The sequence below is a fragment of the Streptomyces xingningensis genome (genome assembly GCF_054957865.1).
The window spans coordinates 77,464-98,024 of record NZ_JBDJPF010000021.1; the positions used below are offsets into that span (position 1 = coordinate 77,464).

Sequence of the window (20,561 nt, forward strand, 5' to 3'; positions counted from 1 at the left end):
CTATGCGCGCACGGGTGATTGTTCGAGGGGATGACGGGGACTCGGGCCCATCCGGTCAGTCAGCGACCTCGACCTGCATCTCGACCTCGACCGGCGTGTCCAGCGGCAGCACCGCGACACCCACGGCGGAGCGCGCGTGCACGCCCTTCTCGCCGAGCACCTCGCCCAGCAGCTCGCTGGCGCCGTTGAGGACCGCGGGCTGACCGGTGAAGTCCGGAGCGGAGGCGACGAAGCCCACGACCTTCACCACTCGGACGATCTTGTCCAGGTCGCCGATGACCGACTTCACGGCGGCCAGGGCGTTGAGCGCGCAGATGCCCGCCAGCTCCTTGGCCTGCTCGGGGCTGACCTCGGCGCCAACCTTGCCGGTCGCCGGGACGGAGCCCTTGACCATGGGGAGCTGGCCGGAGGTGTGGACATAGGCGCCACTGCGGACGGCCGGCTGGTACGCGGCCAGCGGCGGCACGACGTCGGGCAGCGACAGTCCGAGCTCGGCCAGCCGGGCCTCGACGGCACTCATCCGGTCTTCTCCCTCTTGAGATAAGCAACAAGCTGCTCAGGGTTGTTGGGGCCCGGAACCACCTGGACGAGCTCCCAGCCGTCCTCGCCCCAGGTGTCCAGAATCTGCTTGGTCGCGTGCACCAGAAGCGGCACAGTGGCGTATTCCCACTTGGTCATGGGCCGACTGTAATGCCTGCCACTGACAGCCCCGTGCGTAGCCCGCGCGACGACTGGTTAGGCTCCGCACCATGAGCAGGCTCCATGTCGTCAGTGGCAAGGGCGGTACCGGCAAGACCACCGTGGCCGCGTCCCTCGCCCTCGCCCTCGCGGCCGAAGGCAAGCGGGCGCTGCTGGTCGAGGTCGAGGGCAGACAGGGCATCGCGCAGCTCTTCGAGACGGAATCCCTGCCCTACGAGGAACGGAAGATCGCCGTCGCGCCCGGCGGTGGCGAGGTGTACGCGCTGGCCATCGACGCCGAGCGGGCCCTGCTCGACTACCTCCAGATGTTCTACAAGCTCGGCAGCGCCGGGCGGGCCCTGAAGAAGCTCGGCGCAATCGACTTCGCCACGACCATCGCCCCCGGCCTGCGCGATGTGCTGCTGACCGGCAAGGCGTGCGAAGCGGTGCGCCGCAAGGACCGTACCGGCCGGTTCGTCTACGACCACGTCGTCATGGACGCCCCGCCCACCGGCCGGATCACCCGCTTCCTCAACGTCAACGACGAGGTGGCCGGGCTGGCCCGGATCGGCCCGATCCACAATCAGGCGCAGGCCGTGATGCGGGTGCTCAAGTCCCCTGAGACCGCAGTGCACTTGGTGACGCTGCTGGAGGAGATGCCGGTCCAGGAGACGGTGGACGGCATAGCCGAACTGCGGGCCGCGAAACTTCCGGTGGGGGGTGTCGTCATCAACATGGTGCGCCCCGGGATCCTCGGCCGGGAGGCCGTCGAGGCGGCCGCGGGCGACCGCCGGGCCGCGGTGGCCAAGGCCCTCGCGGCCGCGCTGGAGCGGACCGCGCCCGGCGGCACCCGGCGCGTGGGGACGGCCGGACCGCTGGTCGAGCCGCTGCTGGAACAGGCCCGTGAGCACACCGAGCGGCTCGCGCTGGAGCACCTCGGCCGCTCCGGGATCGCCGGGCTCGGCCTGCCCACCTATGAGCTGGAACTGCTGGGCGACGGCGTGGACTTGGCAGGGCTCTACCGGATGGCACGCGAACTGCGGAAGCAAGGATGGTCCCAGTGAGTCTCGACACGGCGGCAGCTCTCGACATCGACCCCGTCCTGGACAACCCGCGGACCCGGATCGTGGTGTGCTGCGGCTCGGGCGGCGTCGGCAAGACCACGACGGCGGCGGCCCTTGGCCTGCGGGCGGCGGAGCGCGGCCGCCGGGTCGTCGTGCTCACCATCGACCCGGCCCGCAGACTGGCGCAGTCGATGGGGATCGACGAACTCGACAATGTGCCCCGCCGGGTACCCGGCATCGACGGCTCGGCCGGCGGTGAACTGCACGCCATGATGCTGGACATGAAGCGGACCTTCGACGAGATCGTCGAGGCGCACGCCGACCGGGAGCGCGCCCGGGCCATCCTGGAGAACCCCTTCTACCAGTCCCTGTCGGCGGGCTTCGCGGGCACCCAGGAGTACATGGCCATGGAGAAGCTCGGCCAGCTCCGGGCCCGCGACGAGTGGGACCTGATCGTGGTGGACACCCCGCCCAGCCGCTCCGCGCTGGACTTCCTGGACGCGCCGGGGCGGCTGGGTTCATTCCTGGACGGGAAGCTCATCAAGGTGCTGATGGCACCGGCGAAGATAGGCGGCCGGGCCGGGATGAAGTTCCTGGGCGTCGGCATGTCGATGATGAGCGGCCCCCTGAACAAACTGATGGGGGCGCAACTGCTGCGCGACGTACAGACCTTCGTGGCCGCGATGGACACGATGTTCGGTGGCTTCCGTACCCGGGCCGATGCCACCTACCGGCTGCTGCAGGCGCCCGGCACGGCGTTCCTGGTGGTGGCCGCCCCGGAGCGGGACGCGCTGCGCGAGGCCGCGTACTTCGTCGAGCGGCTGGCCGCCGAGCGGATGCCGCTGGCCGGGCTGGTACTCAACCGGGTGCACGGCAGCGGCGCCGCGCGGCTCTCGGCGGAACGGGCGCTGGCGGCGGCCGAGGCGCTGGCGGACGCGTCCGAAGGGCCGGGCTTCCCGGGGGAGCCTCCGGCGGGCGGGGCGGCGCAGTACCCGGCGGAGCAATACACAGAAAATCTTGCCGGTACCGGCATTGTCGATCGTGACAGCGGGCAGGCTGGGTCACGTACCACTGATGGCCCTGGCACCGTCCCTCCCGCCGACGCATCCCCTCTCGAGAGCGGCTTCCCCCAGCCCACATCCTTGGGAATCACTGCCCCGGGAGTCTCCACGGTGCCCGCAGACTCCGCGGCATCCGGGTCCTCGCCGACGCCGGGCTCCGGCAGTTCGGATTCCGGCAGTTCGGATTCCGGCAATGCTGCCGGGAGCATTCCCGCCGGGCGGATCGCCGCGGGGCTGCTGCGGCTGCATGCCGAGCGGATGCGGGTACTCGCGCGCGAGCGGCGCACACGCGACCGCTTCACCGCTCTGCACCCCGAAGTACCGGTGGCGGAGGTGGCCGCGCTCCCCGGTGATGTGCATGACCTCGAGGGACTGCGAGCCATCGGCGAACGCCTCGCCGACCAGGCAGACCGGAGATCCGTCGGTCCCGCACCCCTGCCCGGGCGGCCCTCGGCCGTCACCGTGGACGCGGTCGAGTAGACCGGGCGGGCCGAGCGACGGCTAGCCCACGGCCGCGTACTCGTCGTACTCCTCGTCGCCCAGCGGCAGGAGGCCGACGCCGCGCTCGTACTCCGTACGGGCCGTCTCCAGCAGCCTGCGCCATGAGGTGACCGTCGGCCGCCGGCGCAGCAGCGCCCGCCGCTCGCGCTCGGTCATCCCGCCCCACACGCCGAACTCGACGCGGTTGTCCAACGCATCGGCCAGGCACTCGGTGCGCACCGGGCAGCCGGTGCAGACCGCTTTGGCCCTGTTCTGTGCTGCGCCCTGAACGAATAGTTCATCCGGATCGGTCGTGCGGCAGGCGGCCTGCGCACTCCAGTCGGTTACCCAGCCCATGCTGGCGCCGTCCTCTCCCGAATCGAGGCTCCCCCACGGCGGCAGCGGCATATTCACCGTTGCCAGTTGAGGACGTTACGGAAGGCGGACAGGGGGCAACACCCCCTTCGGGCCCAATCTTGAATGGCCCGAACGGACTATGCGTACGCGGCAGATCACCCAACGGAGTGAGCTGACGACATCAGCGACTTCTCACTGCAAACAAGGGCAATTGACCCTTCTCGCAGTGGGCAGTCAATGACACAAACGGCAATGCGGACACACCTCATCACCCACAAGAGTGAGGACAGGGGTGAGACCAAATGAAACCGCAGTGACTGGCGTAAAACAGCGTAGGCGAACACACGGGCGTCTGTCCGCCGAATGAGAACGTAGGCTTTCCTTCATGGCTATGAAGCGCTCGGGCGGGGGGTCTTCCAGGGCCCGGCAGACCGCCAAGTTCCTAGGCGTCAGCGTGCTCTCCGGAGTGGTGCTGGCAGGTCTGGCCCTGCCGGGCATCGGCGCTTTCGGGCTGGCGGCCAAGGGGTCGGTCGAGGGCTTCGACGAGCTCCCGGCCAATATGAAGACGCCGCCGCTGAGCCAGCGCACCACCATCCTCGACGCCGAGGGTGGCGAGATAGCGAAGGTCTACTCGCGCGACCGCACGGTCGTACCGCTGAGCCAGATCTCGCCGTATATGCAGAAGGCACTCGTCTCCATCGAGGACGCGCGCTTCTACGAGCACGGAGCGGTCGACCTCAAGGGCGTGCTCCGCGCGCTCAACCGGAACGCCCGGTCCGGGGGCGTCTCCGAGGGCGCCTCCACCCTCACCCAGCAGTACGTCAAGAACGTCTTCGTCGAGGAGGCGGGCGACGACCCGGAGAAGGTCGCCGCCGCCCAGCAGCAGACCATCGGCCGCAAGGTCAAGGAACTGAAGTACGCCATTCAGGTCGAGAAGGAGCTCGGCAAGGAGCGGATCCTCGCCAACTACCTGAACATCACCTTCTTCGGGCAGCAGGCCTATGGCGTCGAGGCCGCCTCCCAGCGCTACTTCAGCAAGCACGCCAAGGACCTCACCCTCGGCGAGTCCGCGCTGCTGGCCGGCATAGTCCAGTCGCCGAGCCGCTTCGACCCGGTGAACGCCCCGAAGGAGGCCACCAAGCGGCGGAACATAGTGCTGCAGCGGATGGCCGAGCTCAAGAACATCACCCCCGCCGAGGCCAAGGCCGAGCAGGACAAACCGGTCAAGCTGAACGTCAGCCGCCCGAAGAGCGGCTGCATCACCGCCGTCAGCGGCGCGGGCTTCTTCTGTAACTACGTCCGCGAGGTCTTCCTGCAGGACCCGGCCTTCGGCAAGACCAAGGAGGCCCGGACCAAGCGGTGGAACGAGGGCGGGATGACCATCCACACCACCCTCGACCCGCAGACCCAGAAGTCCGTCCAGAAGTCGATCAGCGACCACGTCTACCAGAGCGACTCGGTGGCCACCGCGGTGTCGATCGTCGAGCCCGGCACGGGCAAGGTGCTCGGCATGGGGCAGTCGCGGCCGTACGGCTTCGGCAAGAACCAGACTGAGATCAATCTGTCCTCGAACCACGCCCAGGGCGGCTCCAACGGCTTCCAGCCCGGCTCCACCTTCAAGCCGATCATCGCGGCGGCGGCGCTGGAGGAGGGCAAGTCGCCGAACCAGGTCTACTCCTCGCCCTTCGAGATGCCGTATCCGGACGAGGTCGAGAAGTGCAGCGGCACCTGGAAGAACACCGGCTCGGAATCGCTCACCAACGAGAACCGCAGCGAGTCCGGTCCGTATGGGATGCAGGAGGCGACCGCCAAGTCGGTCAACACCTACTTCGTCCAGCTGCTCGGTGACATGGGCATGTGCCCGGCGGTGAAGATGGCCCAGAAGGTGGGGCTGAAGCCCGCCGACGGCAAGGAGATCCAGGAGTGGCCTGCCATGGCCCTCGGCGGTTCCCAGGGCTACTCCCCGCTGAGCATGGCCTCCGCCTACGCGGCCTTCGCCAACCGCGGCAAGTACTGCACCCCCGTCTTCATCACCTCCGCCACCGGCCCCAACGGCAAGAGCCTGAACGTACCGAAGACGGCCTGCTCACAGGCGATGTCCGAGCAGACCGCCGATACCATCAACACCCTGCTGAAGGGCGTGGTCGAGGACGGCACGGGCAAGCAGGCCGGGCTCGACGGCCGCGACAGCGCGGGCAAGACCGGTACGACCGACCACCGCAATGCCGCCTGGTTCGTCGGTTACACCCCCAACATGGCGGGCGCGGTCTGGGTCGGCGGCCCCGGGGGCAACGTCCCCATGGTGGACATCACCATCGGCGGCACCTACCACGACAAGGTCTACGGTGCCGACACCCCCGGCCCCATCTGGCGCGATGCCATGAACGGCGCGCTGGACGGCAAGGACTCACCGGCCTTCGACACGGTCCCCGGCATCGACTCCGGCGGCTCAGGCGGCTCCGACAAGAGCGGCCACGGAAACACCCGCCGACACGGCACCAAGCCTGGAGGCCACTGACAAAAGGGCCCGCTGACAAAAAGGGCCCGCCAGGACCTGACCGGTCCTGGCGGGCCCTCGGCCATCAGCGCTAGCCCGCCAGCAGCCGCTTGACCTCGGCGGCCACCCGGCCGCCCTCGGCCCGGCCCGCCACCTTGGGGTTGACGATCTTCATGACCGCCCCCATCGCGCGCGGGCCCTCGGCGCCACCGGCCTTGGCCTCCTCGACCGCCTGCGCCACGATCGCGGCCAGCTCCTCGCCCGACAGCTGCTTCGGCAGATAGCCGGCGAGCACCTCGCCCTCCGCACGCTCCCGCTCCGCCGAATCGGCCCGGCCGCCCTTCTCGAAGGCCTCCGCGGCCTCACGGCGCTTCTTCGCCTCGCGGGTGATCACCTTCAGCACCTCGTCGTCGGAGAGCTCACGGGCGGACTTGCCCGCGGTCTCCTCGTAGGCGATCGCGGAGAGGGTGAGACGGAGCGTGGCGGAGCGCAGCTCGTCGCGCGCCTTGATGGCGACGGTGAGGTCGCCCTGGAGCTTGGCCTTGAGCGTGGTCATGCCGCAATCTTCGCATCCCGTCCCCGCCCGCGCTCCGCATTAACCAGCCCCGCCCGCCAACTCCCGCATCCCTTCCGGCCCATGACCGGACTCCTCCCATGGTCTGCGACCATGGCGGTATGCGCGCGCAATACGGAGTACCCCTGGGAATCACCGCAGCCGCCGCGGCAGGCATCGCCTACGCCGCAGGCTTCGAGGTCCGCTCCTTCCGGCTGCGGCGGGTCACCGTGCCCGTGCTGCCGCCCGGCATGCGGCCGCTGCGGGTCCTGCAGGTCTCCGACATCCACATGGTGAGCGGACAGCGCAAGAAGCAGCGCTGGCTGCAGTCGCTCGCCGGGCTGCGCCCCGACTTCGTCATCAATACCGGCGACAACCTCTCCGACCCGGCCGGCGTACCCGAGACGCTCGACGCGCTCGGCCCGCTGATGCGGTTCCCCGGCGCCTATGTCTTCGGCTCGAACGACTACTACGGACCCAGGCCGCGCAACCCCGCCCGCTATCTGCTGGAGAAGACCACCGGGCGCCATGGGCTCAACGGCAACGCCCCGGTCGTCGGCGCGATCCACAACCCCTGGGAGGAACTGCGCGACGAGTTCGACAAGGCGGGCTGGGTCAACCTCACCAATGCCCGTGGCAGCCTCAAGATCGACGGCAGGGAGATCGCGCTCACCGGCCTCGACGACCCGCACATCAAGCGCGACCGCTACGCACAGGTGGCGGGCGGGCCCGACGAGGGCGCGGATTTCTCGCTCGCCGTCGTCCACGCCCCCTACCTGCGGGTGCTCGACGCCTTCACTGCCGACCGCTACCCCCTGATCCTCGCGGGCCACACCCATGGCGGCCAGCTCTGCATCCCCTTCTACGGCGCGCTGGTCACCAACTGCGACATCGACGCCCGGCGGGTCAAGGGCCTGTCCGCCCACCGTGCCGGCGGCCACCGCTCCTACCTGCACGTCTCCGCAGGCTGCGGGACGAACCGCTACACCCCCGTCCGCTTCGCCTGCCCGCCCGAAGCCACCCTGCTCACGCTCATGGCGCGCGACTGAACCCCGTCCGCTCCCGCCCCGAAACCGGATTTCGCCTCCGGGCTTCGGTCGGCTAAAGTAAACCTCGTTGCAGCGGGGTGTAGCGCAGCTTGGCAGCGCGCTTCGTTCGGGACGAAGAGGTCGTGGGTTCAAATCCCGCCACCCCGACTTGATTGCAGCAGGTCAAGGGCCTGATCCTCAGTGAGGATCGGGCCCTTCCTGTATCTCGGAGATCGTTTGGGAGAAATCTGGGAGAAGATCTTGGAATCTTTCCCGGACGGAGACGATCGGGAGCCGGCAGGCGTCGGCCCGGTCGATGGCGCCGTGACATAGGTGTACTGACCCGTGAGGTTGGGGACGGGCGATATCACCAGGCGGGCTGCCTGGGCTGGTCAGCGCGCCTGCTCAGGGGCCGTTACCGCGGCAATATCCCGCAGCGCGTCAGCAACTGGATGCCTGTCGAACGCCCACGGCAAAATCAGCGGGTGCAGATCGGAATGCTGGGCCCATTCGAGGTTCGCACGGACGACGGCAGCTTGGCCGACGTACCGGGCGCCCGGCTGCGCGGACTGCTGATAGCCCTCGCGCTCAAGCCGGGTCACGCGGTCCCGAAGGCGTCGCTCGTCGACTGGATCTGGGGGGAGCGCCCGCCCGCCGATGCGACGAATGCCCTGCAGCGCTTGGTTTCCCGGCTGCGGAAGGCACTGCCGGACGGGGTGGTCGAGGGGCGGACGGACGGCTACCGGTTGACGGTGGAGCCCGACGCCGTCGACGCCGTGCTGTTCGAACGCCTCCTCGGCGGGTGCGGCTGCTGCGCGAGGCCCTTGAGCTGTGGCGCGGTACGGCCATGCAGGACGTCGGTCTGGACAGCGCCGCGTTCGACGCCGCGGTCGTCCGGCTGGAGGGGTTGCGCCTGACCGCCACGGAGGAGCGGGTCGACGCGGAGGTCACCCTCGGGCGCGGTCTGGAGGAAGCTCGCATGCGGACGGAATCCCATCGCGAAGCCAACTCCGATGATGGCCGCACAGGAGATCAGACTGCGCACCGTCGTGGAGACGACATGGCCGACCAGCACGGCGCCGTGCGAGACATCCATGGTCTTGAACCGGTTGATGATGCCCTTCGTCATGTCGTCGTTCACGGCCGCCGAGGTTGGGCCCAACCCGTAGGTGATGGCCATCACGAGCAGGCCCGGTACCGCGTAATCGACGTATTTGCCATGGACTTTGAAGGCGCCACCGAACACGTAGACGAACATGAGCATCAACACGATGGGAAGCAGAATCGCATTGAACACCGTGACCGGATTCCGGGCCGTGTGCTTGAAGTTGCGGCGCAGCATGATCGCCACGTCGCCGAACGGCGTCGAGACACTGCTCACTTGGCCACCGCCTCCGCGCTCGTGCGCTCGGTCAGCGCGAGGAAGACCTCGTCGAGGTCGGGGGTGTGCACGGTCAGCTCGTCCGCCTCGATGCCGACCGAGTCCAGCCAGTCGAGGATGGCGCGCAGCTCGCGCTGGCTGCCGTCGCTCGGGATCTGCAGCGACAGCGTCTCGTCGTCCATGGTGACCTCGCGCAGCGTCACGGCGGCGGACGTGTACGCGGCCGGGTCGGTGAACCGCAGCCGCACATACCCGCCGGGGATGAGCCGCTTCAGCTCGTCGGCACTCCCTTCGGCGACGATCGTGCCGCCGCTCAGCACCGCGATGCGGTCGGCGAGTTCGTCGGCCTCGTCCAGGTACTGGGTGGTGAGGAAGATGGTGGTGCCGTCGGCCACCAACTCGCTGACGATCCCCCACATCGTGCGCCTGCTGCGCGGGTCAAGACCCGTCGTCGGCTCGTCCAGGAAGATGATCTGCGGGTTGCCGACCAGCGTCATCGCCAGGTCCAGCTTCCGGCGCATACCGCCGGAGTAGGTCGATGCCCTCTGGTCCGCCGACTCCGCCAGGTCGAACCGCTCCAGCAGCCGCTTGACCATCTTGTCACCGGAGCGCACGCGCTTCAGGTCCGCTATCAGCTGCAGGTTCTCCCGGCCCGACAGCAGCTCGTCCACCGCGGCGAACTGACCGGTCACGCCGATGGCCGCGCGCACCTCCTTGGTCGCGGTCACCACGTCGTGCCCGGCGACGCGCGCCGTACCGGCGTCGGCTTTCAGCAACGTCGTCAGGACGTTCACCGTCGTCGTCTTGCCCGCCCCGTTCGGGCCGAGCATGGAGAAAACCGAACCCGCGGCGACATCGAAGTCAATGCCGTCGAGCACGACTTTGTCGCCATATGCCTTGCGCAGCCCGGAAACTGCGATTGCCGAACTTTTCATGCCCCCACCGTCCCCACCGGGCCTGCCACCCGCCTGTCACACCCCTGACACGGCCACTGACACGGCGTTCCACCGCAGCCGGAGCCGTTGGCGGCCAAGGCTCCGGCACGTGCGTGATCAGGCGGGCAGGCTGTCCATGAAGGAGCTCACCGAGAAGACCGCCCGCCCCGGCCCGGCCGGACCATAGCCGGGCGGGGAGCTCAGCCCGTACTCCTCCATCGTTGCCCGATAGGCCTCCAGCAACCGGATGTGGTATTCCAGCGGCGCGCCCTGTGGATTGGCCTTGCCCAGCGGGGTGGTGGGCTCGGGACACCAGGTGGTGAAGCGCGGTGTGATGCCGTGCGACATAAAGAACCGCAGGCCTTCCACGGTGGAGTCGATGGCCTCGCCGACCTCGGTGAAGCCGAAGGGCTCGGCCATTTCCACCCCCGCGACAAAGTTGGGGATCACCTGTCGGGCGCCGAAGACCTCAGCGGAGTCCAGGATGCGGCGGTGCCATTCGGCACGGCCGATGTGCTGCTCCTTGCCGGGGCAGTACAGCTCGAACAACCGGCGGTCCCACACCTCGTAGTTGGGGTGGTAGATCCGTACACCGTAGTCATGGAAGCGCTGGACGTCCTCCTTGGGCAGCGCCTGGGCGACGACCTTGCCGATCCACCGACCGGGGAAGCGCTTCTCGATGGCCTTGGCGTACTGCCCGTAGAAGTCCGCCTCGTCGCGCCCGCCGACCCGCGAGGTGATCGCCCCGCCGGTCAGGGTGTAGGCGGTCGACGCCTTGGCGGTGTCATACCGGTCGATGATCTCCAGCGCCTCGAGGACCTCCTCGACCGGCTTGACCCCGGTGTACGGGCGTCCGGCGGCCTTGTGCTGGCGCCAGTTGTGGTTGATGTCGCAGTACTGGCACTCCTGCTTGGCACCGAAGTACTGGCAGACCCGGAAGACGGTGAGATAGACGAGGTAACCCCACTGGATGGTCGGGGCGACCTCCATCACCGACTTGCCGTTGGCCAGCGTGTGGCGGTAGTACTCCGGCATCGGGGGCAGCCCCACCTCCGCGATCCGTGTCCCGTCCAGGTAGAGGCCGAGCATTCCGTCGTCGCCGCTCGCCACCCGGTACGGGGAGGACGGGTTCACCCGCACCGATACGACCGTGCGGCGCAGTTCATAAGGACCGCCGGTGAGCACGATCTCCTCCGGTGGGCGGCGCAGCGCGGCAGCCCCCAGCTCGGGCAGCGTGCGGTGGTCGAAGGAGAAGATGAAGTACGACTTCGGCTTGACCTCTCCCGACTCGTTGTCACTGAGCGCGGAATCGTCGAAGGCGATGCCTCCGCGCAGCAGGTCTTCCTTGATCACGGCTTCCCGCGGTACCTGCGGGAAGCGCGTCATGAGTCCCTCGACCAGGTCGGTACGGCTGAGCATCTGCGGAGTTCCTCCGGTCCAGTCGCTGAGAGTTGTGCTCTGTTGTGCTCTGTTGTGCTCTGTTGTGCCTTGTTGTTCTCGCCGGCTTCATCAATGGATGGGGGCATCGACGACGAAGCCGGCGAGAGTCGCAGGCGCGGGCGCCCTCCGCTCGGTGACCACGCTTGATCGCCACAGTAGCCGGGGGGGCCCACGGGGGGATCGGTCTCCGGTCGGGGTCTTCGTCGGCAGAAAGCCCTAAGCGCTTCGCTGGAAGTCCGGTACGTCATCTGCGGGTGCGTCGTGGCTGGTCGCGCAGTTCCCCGCGCCCCTTGGGCGCTGCCGAACCGCACCTGATTTCGCCGGGCCCGCTTAGAAGACCGGAATGCCCGGGCCGTCTCAGCGGTGGGTGACGGCCTGGTCGAGCAGGTCCCGCAGAGTGCCTTGCTGCTCATGCGTCAGCCCCGCCAGAGGAGATTCCTGGATGAGGAGTTCCAGCAGGCGCTCGCGCAGCGCGGTGCCCTCCGCGGTGAGGACCAGTTGCTTCGCCCTGCGGTCGGTGGGGTGGGCGTGGCGCTCGATCAGGCCCTGCTTCTCGAGCTTGTCGACAACAAAGGTGGCGTTGGAGGGCTCGCAGCTCATGCGGTCCGCGAGTTCCTTCATCGTCATCGGCCCGGTGAGCTCGCGCAGGGCGGTCGCCTGGGCACCGGTGAGTCCGAGCCCGGTCGCGCGCTCGCGCACATGGTCGTCGATCCGGCGGGCCAGGCCGGCCACCAGCCCGCAGAGCTCGCGTTCGGCGATGGCGTGGACTTCCCGGGTGGTCATGGGTCAAGGCTAACAACTGCATCAAGCCAACATATCTCTAACTTGAACTATTCAAGTTAGAAGCTTAGAGTCCTGCCGTACGACTCCGAGACGAAGGACGAAGGGGCGGGACATGACGGACTCTGCACGGGATGAGCGGCTGCGACGGCCCTCCGGGGTGCGGTCGCTGCGGCTCGGCGAGCTGAAGGTGACTTATGTGCCGGACGGGGACGCGCAGTTGAGGCCGCGTGGCTGGTTTCCGGACACCACCGACGAGGTGTGGGCGGCCCACCCCGAGTACCTCGACGCATCCGGGCACCTGGTGGCGAGCATCGGCGGACTCCTGGTGGAGCACGGGGAGCGGGCGCTGCTGATCGACGCGGGATTCGGCCCGGCGGCGGTCCCGGCAGAACCGGGCAACGCTCATGGCGCCCTCCGGGGAGGCGCGTTGCCGGGCAACCTGGCCGCACTCGGGCGCCGTCCGGAGGCGATCGAGGCGGTGGCGTTCACCCATCTGCACATCGACCATCTCGGGTGGGCATGGCAGCCCGAACCGGGCGGTGAGCGGCCCGTGTTCGCCCATGCCGACTATCTGGTGACCGAACCCGAGTGGTCGCAGCGCCACCTCGTCGAGGAACACGGCACCACCAAGGAGATGCTCGCGGCGCTGGCACCCCAGGTCCGCACCGTGACCGACGGCGAGGAGGTATTCCCCGGGGTTCGGGTGCTGCTCACACCGGGGCATACGGCAGGGCACGCGGCCTATGTCATCTCCTCGGGCGGGCAGCGGCTGATCGCCTTCGGTGACGCCCTGCACTCGCCCGTCCAGATCGGGCATCCGGAGTGGTCGGCCGCTTCCGACCACGACCCCGAGCTGTCGGCCGACTTCCGGCGCCGTCTCGTCACGGAGCTGGAGGACCCCGACACGATCGGCTTTGGCGTCCACTTCGCCGATGTGGTGTTCGGGCGCGCCCGCCGGGAGGGCACCGGCCACGTCTGGCAGCCGCTGCCCGCATGACGCGGACGGGCACACGGCGAAATGCCCTGGAGCCGGGCCACCACCCCGGGGCGTCGAGGCGGCGGTCCTCGCCGATGATCGAGCGCAGGTATTGACCGGCGGCGGCGTGGCCCTCGTCGAGCAGGAGCTGCAGAGCGGTCATGTCGTCAGGAGTCTCGTACATGTCTCTGATTATGAACTGCCGGACTGACAGCGGAACTTCAGACCACACTCTTCAGCCCGACGAGTGAGCGAGTTATCCACAAGCCGTTGTCCGTCCACAAGCCAGGGCACCGGTCGCCACGATGTCGGTGCTTCGGCGCAGAATGGGGGGCATGACTGAGAGCAACGGGTCCCTGCGGGGCAATGAGTCCATGCCCGACTGGGAGAAGCGCTTCCGGGCGCCACGCGTGGGGCTGCCCCAGTGGGCGGAGCACGCACCGGACCGGTCCCTGTTCACCTCGAACGCGACGGGCACCTTCGAGCTGTATGCCTGGGACAGGGCGACCGGCGAGCAGCGGCAGGCGACCGACCGCCCCAACGGCACCACGGGCGGGATGCTGTCGCCGGACGGCGAGTGGATCTGGTGGTTCTCGGACACCGACGGCGATGAGTTCGGCAGCTGGCTGCGGCAGCCCTTCCACGGCGGGGCGGACGAACCGGCGACGCCCGGCCTCGAGCCCTCCTACCCGGCCGGGCTCGCCCTGGGCCGGGACGGCACGGCGATCGTCGGCCGCTCCACCGACCAGGGCGGCTCGACCATCCATGTGGCGCGCCCCGGGGCCGAGCCCGTGGAGATCTACCGGCACCAGCAGTCGGCGGGGGTCGGTGGCCTGACCCACGACGGCTCGCTGATCGCCATCGAGCACACCGAGCACGGCGATGCCATGCACTCCGCGATCCGCGTCGTCCGCGTGGACGGCACCACCGTCGGCGAGCTGGACGACACCCGGGGCGGCGCCGAGGAGCTCGGCCTGTCCGCAATGGGGTTCGCCCCGGTCGACGGGGACTCCCGGCTGCTCGTCGGTCACCAGCGCCGCGGCCGCTGGGAGCCGATGCTGTGGGACGCGGCGACGGGCGAGGAGACCGCCCTCCCCATCGACCTGCCCGGCGATCTGGACGCCGACTGGTATCCGGACGGCACGGCGCTGCTGATCGACCACAGCTTCCGGGCCCGCAGCGAGCTGTGGCGGTACGACCTGGCCAAGGGCGAGCTGACCCGCCTGGACACCCCGCCCGGCACGGTGTCCGGGGCGCTGGCGCGCCCCGACGGCACGGTGGAGTTCCTCTGGTCCTCGGCGGCGAAGCCGCCGGTCGTGCGCTCCACGGGCGGGCACATCGTGCTGGATCCGCCGGCCTCCGCGGACGGCATCGCCGAGGCCCCCGACTCGGTCCCGGTCGAAGACATCTGGGTCGAGGGCCCGGGCGGCAGGGTGCACGCGCTGATCCAAAAGCCGGCCGGCGAAGGCCCGTTCCCGACCGTCTTCGACATCCACGGCGGCCCGACCTGGCACGACAGCGACGCCTTCACCTCGGAGCCGGCGGCCTGGGTGGACCATGGCTTCGCGGTGGTGCGGGTCAATTACCGCGGCTCGACCGGCTACGGCCGGGCCTGGACGGACGCGCTCAAACACCGGGTCGGGCTGATCGAGTTGGAGGACATCGCGGCCGTCCGCGAGTGGGCCATAGCCTCCGGTCTCGCCGACCCCGAGCGCCTGGTGCTGGCGGGCGGCTCCTGGGGCGGGTATCTGACGCTGCTCGGGCTGGGCACCCAGCCGGATTCCTGGGCCCTGGGCCTCGCCGCGGTGCCCGTCGCGGACTATGTCACCGCCTACCACGATGAGATGGAGGCCCTGAAGGCCCTGGACCGCACGCTGCTGGGCGGCACACCGGAGGAGGTGCCGGAGCGCTTCGCCGCCTCCTCACCCCTGACCTATGTCGACGACGTCCGGGCGCCGGTCTACATCTCCGCGGGGATGAACGACCCGCGCTGCCCGATCCGGCAGATCGAGAACTATGTGCGGCGGCTCGAGGAGCGCGAGCACCCGCATGAGGTGTACCGCTATGACGCGGGGCACGGCTCGCTGGTGATGGAGGAGCGGATCAAGCAGCTCCGGCTGGAGATCGCGTTTGTGGAGCGCCATCTGGGCCACCCGGCCCGTCCGGGCCACCCGAGCCGTCCCGGCCGTCCGGCTGATCAGGCTGGCCGTCCGGCTGATCAGGGGTGATGCCCAGGGCCAGATCACGGGCGGCCTCGGCCTCACGGCGGAAGAGCCGGAACCACATGAAGACCACAAAGCCCGCGAAGACAAACCACTCACCGGTGTAGCCGAGGTTCTGGAAGGCCTTGAGGTCCAGGCCGCTGTTGGGCGCGGCGGCCGGGGGCACCGGGGTCATGGCCCCGGCCGCCTCCGGCGCGGTGATCCATGCGTCGTACACCTCATAGGGCACCAGGTTGATCAGCGAGGCCGCGCTGATCACGCCGAGCTGCCCCTTCGGCAGGCCGCCGGAGGCGTTCACGCCCTGGGAGGTGGTCGTCTCCGACGGCTGGAGGGCACCGGCGACGGTCACCCGCCCGGTCGGCGGGGCCGGGACCTTGGCGGTGTCGGACTTGGAGTCCGCGTTACCGGGCAGCCAGCCCCGGACGACGGGCAGCGCCTTGCCGCCTCCGTCGGTCCGCAGCAGGGTCAGCACATAGAAGCCCTTGCGGTCGTCCAAGTTCCGGTCGGGCACCAGGAGTTGGCGCTCGGTGTCATAGCGCCCGGTCGCCGAGGCCTTGCGGCCGGAGGTCTCGGTGCTCACCGGCAGCAGATCGCGCAGCGGCTCGGCGGTGGACTTCCGTGCGTCCTCGGCCTGGGTCTGCTGCTCATGGTGCGAGTCGACGCGCGTCTCGAAGCGGCCGAGCTGCCAGCTGCCCAAGAACAGACAGAAGGGGATGGCCAACACGGTGAAGACGTTGATCCCCCACCAGCGGGGAGTCAGCAGGAACCGATACACACCCCCACGGTACGGGCCGCCTCCGGCGGGCCGGTATCGGGGGCCGGGCCGCTCAGACCGTAGGCGTGGGCGCCAGCGGCCCCGTGCGGTAGACCGTCCCGGCGCAGACATCCGGAATCTGCGCCTCCACTGCGGGTTCCCCCGTGGCCGGGGTGTGTGTGAGCACCAGGCCCGGCGGCGGCTTCACCTCGCCGGGAGTCCCGGAGGCCTCCGGCTTCGCCGCGGGTGTGGGGGACAGCGGGGGCAGCACACCCACCGGGGAGCTGGCCGGGCTCGGGGTGGCGGTGGCACCTCTGTCCCTGGTGCATCCGGTCGGCCCGCCGTCGGCCACCGGAACCCAGGCGAACTTGACCTCATACGCCTGGCCCGGCTGGAGGATCACCTGGCCCCCCTCGCCGTCCGGGTCGGGCAGCCCCGGTGCCGGGTCGCCCGGTGTGTGGTCGACGACGGAGACACGCGGGCCCGCCGCACCGCCCTCGGTGTGGACGGCGACCATGCCCGGTCCCCCCACCGCACAGCTCCTGCGCGAGACATTGACCACCCGGAAGGCGCCATAGACCCGACCGGCCTTGTCCGCGGCGCCGACCGTGCCGGAACCGTTGCCGAGCTGACTGCGCGCACAGGCGGGCGCCATCGCCGTGAGGGAGCTGGTCGGGTCGGGCACCGCGGCGCCGGCCGGGCTCGTCGGGCTCGGGCCGCTGCTCTTCCCGCCCTCGTCCTTGCGCTGCTCGCCCTGGGGGCTCCGGCTCGCTCCGGCGCTCGGTCCGGGTCTCGCTCCTGCACCGTCCTCGCCGTCGGGCCGCCCCTGAGGCGTCTCATGGGCGTGCCGGTGGCTGCTCGCCGCGTTGGTGGAATGGTCGGCGGTGCCATCGTCCGTGGCGGCGACCTGCCACACGGCGGGCACCGCCGCGCCCATCAGGACCGCGGCCGCCACCGCACCGCCGAGAGCCTGCCGACGGCGTGCCCGCCGGGCGGGCACGGCCTGCCGCAGCTGCTCCAGCGCGTCCTCGGCGGGTTCGATGTCATCGACGGCATCATGCAGCAACCGCCGCAGCGACTGCTCGTCGATGCGGCCGTCCTCGCCTTCACGGCCCTGGCGGCGGGCGCCGAACCCATGGGGATCGTCCGGATCGAAGTGGTTCATGCCGGAGCCTCCATGGCGACCCGGAGCGCCGCTATGCCCCGCGAGCCATATGCCTTGACCGAGCCGATCGACAGGCCCAGCGCCTCGGCCACCTGCGCCTCGGTCATATCGGCGAAGTAGCGCAGCACGAGCACCTCGCGCTGGCGGCGCTGCAGCCCGCGCATCGCCTTGATCAACTGATCGCGCTCCAGCCGCTCGTACGCCCCCTCTTCCGCGCTCGCCATGTCGGGCATCGGCTTGGACAGCAGCTTCAGCCCCAGGATGCGGCGGCGCAGCGCGGAACGGGACAGGTTGACCACGGTCTGCCGGAGATAGGCCAGGGTTTTTTCCGGGTCGCGGACGCGTCCGCGCGCGGAGTGCACCCTGATGAAAGCTTCCTGCACGACGTCCTCACAGGAGGCCGTGTCATCCAGGAGCAGCGCGGCGAGACCGAGCAGCGACCGGTAGTGGGCACGGTAGGTCTCGGTGAGATGGTCGACTGTGGTGCCCGCTGCCATGGCCTCGTCAGCGTCCCCCGACGTTGCCTGGGGCGAGGTCTGCGCCGGAATCCGGGCGGGGCCGGGAGCGGACCAGGGAGCGATCACCGGCATGCCGCCCGACGAGCGTGGACGCGGACGCGCTGCCGCGCCGCCACGTCTCGGGGCGGTAGTGATGCTGATGACCTCTGCCACGCCTGTTGGACACGCTTCCCCCCGTCAGGGTTGTACGCGCGCTCTTCCCTCATCCCCCGGCACCCCAACTCCCTTGCCACCTTGAGCGCAGCAGATACAGCGATCCCCGCCCAGTCGCCGAGCGCGGTGGACGGGGAGCGCATGTTCGAACAGACGGTCCGCGCTGCTCAAGGGGCCTGGATCAATGAATTGATCACAGAACCTTCACACGTTCCTCCAGTATTACGGAGCGGTCGGCCCGCCCGCCATGGCTTTGATGATCTGGGGGAATCTGAAGGATTTTGGGGGACAGCAGGACAGCAGGACCGCAGCGCAGAGCTGCCCGGAAGCCGAGGCCCCCGGGCAGCGTCCGTCCGCCAAGCCGTTATCGGCCGGTGCCTCCGTAGACGACCGCCTCGTCGCTCTCGCTGTCCAGCCCGAACGCGGTGTGGACGGCCCGTACCGCCTCGTTCACATCGTCGGCGCGAGTGACGACCGAGATCCGGATCTCGGAGGTCGAGATGAGCTCGATGTTCACGCCGGTGTTGGACAGCGCCTCGAAGAACATCGCGGTGACACCGGGGTTGGTCTTCATCCCGGCGCCGACGAGCGAGATCTTGGCGATCTGGTCGTCATAGCGAAGCGTGTCGAAGCCGACCCTGCTGCGCGTCCGCTCCAGCGCCTCGATGGCCTTGCGGCCCTCGGCCTTCGGCAGCGTGAAGGAGATGTCGGTCAGGCCGGTGGACGCCGCAGAGACGTTCTGTACGACCATGTCGATGTTGATCTCGGCGTCCGCGATCGCGCGGAAGATCGTCGCGGCCTCACCCGGCTTGTCCGGCACCCCGACGACCGTGACCTTCGCCTCGGACGTGTCATGTGCGACACCCGAGATGATTGCCTGCTCCATCGGCTGGCCCCCTTGAGGCTCGTTGCTGACCCATGTGCCCCTGAGCCCCGAGAAGGACGACCGCACATGGATCGGGATGTTGTAACGGCGTGCGTACTCGACGCAGCGGTGCAGCAGCACCTTGGAGCCGGAGCTGGCCAGCTCCAGCATGTCCTCGAACGAGATCCAGTCGATCTTGCGCGCCTTCTTCACCACGCGCGGGTCGGCGGTGAAGACCCCGTCGACATCCGTGTAGATCTCGCAGACCTCGGCCTCCAGCGCGGCCGCCAACGCGACGGCGGTGGTGTCACTGCCGCCCCGGCCCAGGGTGGTGATGTCCTTCTTGTCCTGGGACACGCCCTGGAAGCCCGCCACGATCGCGACATTGCCCGCGTCGATGGACTGCTGAATACGCCCCGGCGTGACATCGATGATGCGCGCCTTGTTGTGGACCGAGTCGGTGATGACCCCGGCCTGGCTCCCGGTGAACGACTGCGCCTCATGACCGAGGTTTTTGATCGCCATCGCCAGCAGCGCCATGGAGATCCGCTCTCCGGCAGTCAGCAGCATGTCGAACTCACGCCCGGCAGGGATCGGTGATACCTGCTCGGCGAGGTCGATCAACTCATCCGTCGTGTCACCCATCGCGGAAACCACGGCAACCACCTGGTGGCCGTTCTTCTTGGCTTCCACGATTCGCTTGGCAACCCGCTTGATGCCTTCGGCATCCGCAACGGAGGAGCCTCCGTACTTCTGCACGACAAGGCCCACGTGCGCTCCTCGCAGCTCTGTGTAATGCGGTCACTTCAGAGTCTAACGAGGGTCGGGATTCGGCCACGGGGGTGCCGCATGGTGAGACGGGGCGCCCGGGGGGGGAGGTGATCATGGGTACAGCCCCTGTTCGCTATCCGTCCAGTCCTGCCCGCAACTGCTCCGCCACCGCGAAGACATCCGCTTGCCCCTGTTTGGCGGCGTCCACCAAGTCGGCCAGCAGCACAGGTGAGGGCAGTGTCTTCGCCCCCGCCACTTGCAGATACGAACGGGTCGCGGCCGCCGCGTAGAACTCGTTCATCGGCGACTCCAGCGGCGGGCAGACCGCGAGAGTGTGCAGGAAGGCCGCAGCCCGCCAAGCCATGTCCGGTTCCGGTTGGTCCGCCACGAGCACGAGATCGTTCTGGTGGCGGGCGACTGCGGCCACCACGCCCGAAGGGTCCCACACGGCCGGGTCCGAGGGGAGGTGGTGCGCCAGTGCGCTCCACGCCCACTCCATAGTGATCTTCACTTGCCGAATCGCTCCTGGAAGTAGTCCCAGTGCTCAGCGAATTCCTCGACCCCAGCGAAGAACTTCTCCCGGCCCTCGTCCAATTCTCGTGCCGTCACTTCAGTGATCAGCGCCGTCACAGTGGTGCCTTGCGCCGCCGCGCGGGCCTTCAGCCGGTCGTGGAATTCCTCGTCCAAGCGGATGGTGACGTGTCTCGACATGGATCCAACGTACAGCAATCCCGCTGTACACGCATTCCGCTGCGGCACGCTGCAGGCCTCGCACATCAGCTCGACTTCTCCATGGCGTTGCCGCCGGTACCTCTCGGACTCTTCAACCGTTCCTATTCAGTGAGCAGGAGTGAGTCTTGGACCCACACCTGGTCACTGC

General features: G+C 69.0%; 19 protein-coding genes, 1 tRNA gene and 4 pseudogenes. 9 read left to right on the top strand and 15 right to left on the bottom strand.

The features are described from left to right. Positions 1-55 precede the first annotated feature (55 nt). Both ABCR83_RS13750 and ABCR83_RS13755 read right to left on the bottom strand, forming a co-directional pair. Positions 56-520 (bottom strand): RidA family protein, encoded by a 465-nt coding sequence (locus ABCR83_RS13750; RefSeq protein WP_462695242.1) that lies wholly within the window; start codon positions 518-520, stop codon positions 56-58. Then, complete coding sequence (locus ABCR83_RS13755; RefSeq protein ID WP_462695243.1) at positions 517-678, bottom strand: DUF4177 domain-containing protein; 162 nt, start codon at positions 676-678, stop codon at positions 517-519. The genes ABCR83_RS13750 and ABCR83_RS13755 overlap by 4 nt, the downstream gene beginning before the upstream one ends. Before the next feature lie 71 nt (positions 679-749). Between ABCR83_RS13755 and ABCR83_RS13760 the strand changes: the two genes are divergently transcribed. Beyond that, positions 750-1,742, top strand: coding sequence for an ArsA family ATPase (locus ABCR83_RS13760; RefSeq protein ID WP_462695244.1), 993 nt, complete (start codon positions 750-752; stop codon positions 1,740-1,742). Continuing rightward, positions 1,730-3,283, top strand: coding sequence for an ArsA family ATPase (locus tag ABCR83_RS13765; protein ID WP_462695245.1), 1,554 nt, complete (start codon positions 1,730-1,732; stop codon positions 3,281-3,283). The genes ABCR83_RS13760 and ABCR83_RS13765 overlap by 13 nt, the downstream gene beginning before the upstream one ends. Before the next feature lie 21 nt (positions 3,284-3,304). Here ABCR83_RS13765 and ABCR83_RS13770 read toward each other — a convergent pair whose 3' ends face one another. Then, the gene (locus tag ABCR83_RS13770; protein ID WP_462695246.1) at positions 3,305-3,640 is read right to left on the bottom strand and encodes a WhiB family transcriptional regulator; all 336 of its coding nucleotides are present in this window, start codon (positions 3,638-3,640) and stop codon (positions 3,305-3,307) included. 385 nt (positions 3,641-4,025) lie between these two features. Between ABCR83_RS13770 and ABCR83_RS13775 the strand changes: the two genes are divergently transcribed. Continuing rightward, positions 4,026-6,158, top strand: coding sequence for a transglycosylase domain-containing protein (locus tag ABCR83_RS13775; RefSeq protein WP_462695247.1), 2,133 nt, complete (start codon positions 4,026-4,028; stop codon positions 6,156-6,158). A gap of 70 nt (positions 6,159-6,228) precedes the next feature. Here the strand turns inward: ABCR83_RS13775 and ABCR83_RS13780 are convergent, their stop codons facing one another. Further along, positions 6,229-6,693, bottom strand: coding sequence for a GatB/YqeY domain-containing protein (locus ABCR83_RS13780; RefSeq protein ID WP_462695248.1), 465 nt, complete (start codon positions 6,691-6,693; stop codon positions 6,229-6,231). Between the two features lie 119 nt (positions 6,694-6,812). Between ABCR83_RS13780 and ABCR83_RS13785 the strand changes: the two genes are divergently transcribed. Next, entirely contained in the window at positions 6,813-7,739 is a 927-nt protein-coding gene (locus ABCR83_RS13785) for a metallophosphoesterase (protein ID WP_462695249.1), read from the top strand. A 73-nt stretch (positions 7,740-7,812) separates the two neighbouring features. Beyond that, positions 7,813-7,886: transfer RNA gene (locus tag ABCR83_RS13790), tRNA-Pro, on the top strand. A gap of 224 nt (positions 7,887-8,110) precedes the next feature. Here ABCR83_RS13790 and ABCR83_RS13795 read toward each other — a convergent pair. Beyond that, positions 8,111-8,320 (bottom strand): hypothetical protein, encoded by a 210-nt coding sequence (locus ABCR83_RS13795; RefSeq protein ID WP_462695262.1) that lies wholly within the window; start codon positions 8,318-8,320, stop codon positions 8,111-8,113. Here ABCR83_RS13795 and ABCR83_RS13800 point away from each other — a divergent pair. Next, positions 8,255-8,404 (top strand): annotated as a pseudogene (locus ABCR83_RS13800) (SARP family transcriptional regulator); the annotation flags it as partial. The gene ABCR83_RS13795 and the pseudogene ABCR83_RS13800 overlap by 66 nt on opposite strands. Before the next feature lie 116 nt (positions 8,405-8,520). Then, a pseudogene (locus ABCR83_RS13805) lies at positions 8,521-8,655 on the top strand (BTAD domain-containing putative transcriptional regulator); the annotation flags it as partial. 99 nt (positions 8,656-8,754) lie between these two features. Here ABCR83_RS13805 and ABCR83_RS13810 read toward each other — a convergent pair. The 4 genes and pseudogenes from ABCR83_RS13810 to ABCR83_RS13825 all read right to left on the bottom strand — a co-directional run. Beyond that, positions 8,755-9,060: pseudogene (locus tag ABCR83_RS13810) on the bottom strand (ABC transporter permease); the annotation flags it as partial. 35 nt (positions 9,061-9,095) lie between these two features. Continuing rightward, positions 9,096-10,034 carry an ATP-binding cassette domain-containing protein gene (locus ABCR83_RS13815; RefSeq protein ID WP_462695250.1) on the bottom strand — a complete coding sequence of 313 codons (939 nt, stop codon included), beginning with the start codon at positions 10,032-10,034 and terminating at the stop codon, positions 9,096-9,098. A gap of 117 nt (positions 10,035-10,151) precedes the next feature. Continuing rightward, positions 10,152-11,453, bottom strand: coding sequence for a radical SAM protein (locus ABCR83_RS13820; protein WP_462695251.1), 1,302 nt, complete (start codon positions 11,451-11,453; stop codon positions 10,152-10,154). 378 nt (positions 11,454-11,831) lie between these two features. Then, positions 11,832-12,257, bottom strand: coding sequence for a MarR family winged helix-turn-helix transcriptional regulator (locus ABCR83_RS13825; protein WP_462695252.1), 426 nt, complete (start codon positions 12,255-12,257; stop codon positions 11,832-11,834). 112 nt (positions 12,258-12,369) lie between these two features. Between ABCR83_RS13825 and ABCR83_RS13830 the strand changes: the two genes are divergently transcribed. Continuing rightward, positions 12,370-13,254 (top strand): MBL fold metallo-hydrolase, encoded by an 885-nt coding sequence (locus ABCR83_RS13830; protein WP_462695253.1) that lies wholly within the window; start codon positions 12,370-12,372, stop codon positions 13,252-13,254. 353 nt (positions 13,255-13,607) lie between these two features. Continuing rightward, positions 13,608-15,461 carry a S9 family peptidase gene (locus tag ABCR83_RS13835; RefSeq protein ID WP_462695261.1) on the top strand — a complete coding sequence of 618 codons (1,854 nt, stop codon included), beginning with the start codon at positions 13,608-13,610 and terminating at the stop codon, positions 15,459-15,461. Here ABCR83_RS13835 and ABCR83_RS13840 read toward each other — a convergent pair. The 6 genes and pseudogenes from ABCR83_RS13840 to ABCR83_RS13865 form a co-directional block, all read right to left on the bottom strand. Next, positions 15,343-16,230: pseudogene (locus tag ABCR83_RS13840) on the bottom strand (SURF1 family protein); the annotation flags it as partial. The gene ABCR83_RS13835 and the pseudogene ABCR83_RS13840 overlap by 119 nt on opposite strands. A gap of 52 nt (positions 16,231-16,282) precedes the next feature. After that, positions 16,283-17,374 carry a DUF4232 domain-containing protein gene (locus tag ABCR83_RS13845; protein WP_462695254.1) on the bottom strand — a complete coding sequence of 364 codons (1,092 nt, stop codon included), beginning with the start codon at positions 17,372-17,374 and terminating at the stop codon, positions 16,283-16,285. Further along, on the bottom strand, positions 17,371-18,045 hold the full coding sequence (locus tag ABCR83_RS13850) for a SigE family RNA polymerase sigma factor (protein ID WP_462695255.1): 675 nt from the start codon (positions 18,043-18,045) through the stop codon (positions 17,371-17,373). Before ABCR83_RS13850 ends, ABCR83_RS13845 begins: the two co-directional genes overlap by 4 nt. A 364-nt stretch (positions 18,046-18,409) precedes the next feature. After that, on the bottom strand, positions 18,410-19,681 hold the full coding sequence (locus tag ABCR83_RS13855) for an aspartate kinase (RefSeq protein WP_462695257.1): 1,272 nt from the start codon (positions 19,679-19,681) through the stop codon (positions 18,410-18,412). Between the two features lie 133 nt (positions 19,682-19,814). Next, on the bottom strand, positions 19,815-20,192 hold the full coding sequence (locus ABCR83_RS13860; RefSeq protein ID WP_462695258.1) for a hypothetical protein: 378 nt from the start codon (positions 20,190-20,192) through the stop codon (positions 19,815-19,817). Next, entirely contained in the window at positions 20,189-20,392 is a 204-nt protein-coding gene (locus tag ABCR83_RS13865) for a plasmid partition protein ParG (RefSeq protein ID WP_462695259.1), read from the bottom strand. Before ABCR83_RS13865 ends, ABCR83_RS13860 begins: the two co-directional genes overlap by 4 nt. Between the last annotated feature and the right edge of the window lie 169 nt (positions 20,393-20,561).

Bases quoted from the DNA above. Each gene is read 5' to 3' on its own strand.
- ABCR83_RS13750 (WP_462695242.1), bottom strand. From the start codon at position 520: ATGAGTGCCGTCGAGGCCCGGCTGGCCGAGCTCGGACTGTCGCTGCCC.
- ABCR83_RS13755 (WP_462695243.1), bottom strand. From the start codon at position 678: ATGACCAAGTGGGAATACGCCACTGTGCCGCTTCTGGTGCACGCGACC.
- ABCR83_RS13760 (WP_462695244.1), top strand. From the start codon at position 750: ATGAGCAGGCTCCATGTCGTCAGTGGCAAGGGCGGTACCGGCAAGACC.
- ABCR83_RS13765 (WP_462695245.1), top strand. From the start codon at position 1,730: ATGGTCCCAGTGAGTCTCGACACGGCGGCAGCTCTCGACATCGACCCC.
- ABCR83_RS13770 (WP_462695246.1), bottom strand. From the start codon at position 3,640: ATGGGCTGGGTAACCGACTGGAGTGCGCAGGCCGCCTGCCGCACGACC.
- ABCR83_RS13775 (WP_462695247.1), top strand. From the start codon at position 4,026: ATGGCTATGAAGCGCTCGGGCGGGGGGTCTTCCAGGGCCCGGCAGACC.
- ABCR83_RS13780 (WP_462695248.1), bottom strand. From the start codon at position 6,693: ATGACCACGCTCAAGGCCAAGCTCCAGGGCGACCTCACCGTCGCCATC.
- ABCR83_RS13785 (WP_462695249.1), top strand. From the start codon at position 6,813: ATGCGCGCGCAATACGGAGTACCCCTGGGAATCACCGCAGCCGCCGCG.
- ABCR83_RS13815 (WP_462695250.1), bottom strand. From the start codon at position 10,034: ATGAAAAGTTCGGCAATCGCAGTTTCCGGGCTGCGCAAGGCATATGGC.
- ABCR83_RS13820 (WP_462695251.1), bottom strand. From the start codon at position 11,453: ATGCTCAGCCGTACCGACCTGGTCGAGGGACTCATGACGCGCTTCCCG.
- ABCR83_RS13825 (WP_462695252.1), bottom strand. From the start codon at position 12,257: ATGACCACCCGGGAAGTCCACGCCATCGCCGAACGCGAGCTCTGCGGG.
- ABCR83_RS13830 (WP_462695253.1), top strand. From the start codon at position 12,370: ATGACGGACTCTGCACGGGATGAGCGGCTGCGACGGCCCTCCGGGGTG.
- ABCR83_RS13835 (WP_462695261.1), top strand. From the start codon at position 13,608: ATGCCCGACTGGGAGAAGCGCTTCCGGGCGCCACGCGTGGGGCTGCCC.
- ABCR83_RS13845 (WP_462695254.1), bottom strand. From the start codon at position 17,374: ATGAACCACTTCGATCCGGACGATCCCCATGGGTTCGGCGCCCGCCGC.
- ABCR83_RS13865 (WP_462695259.1), bottom strand. From the start codon at position 20,392: ATGTCGAGACACGTCACCATCCGCTTGGACGAGGAATTCCACGACCGG.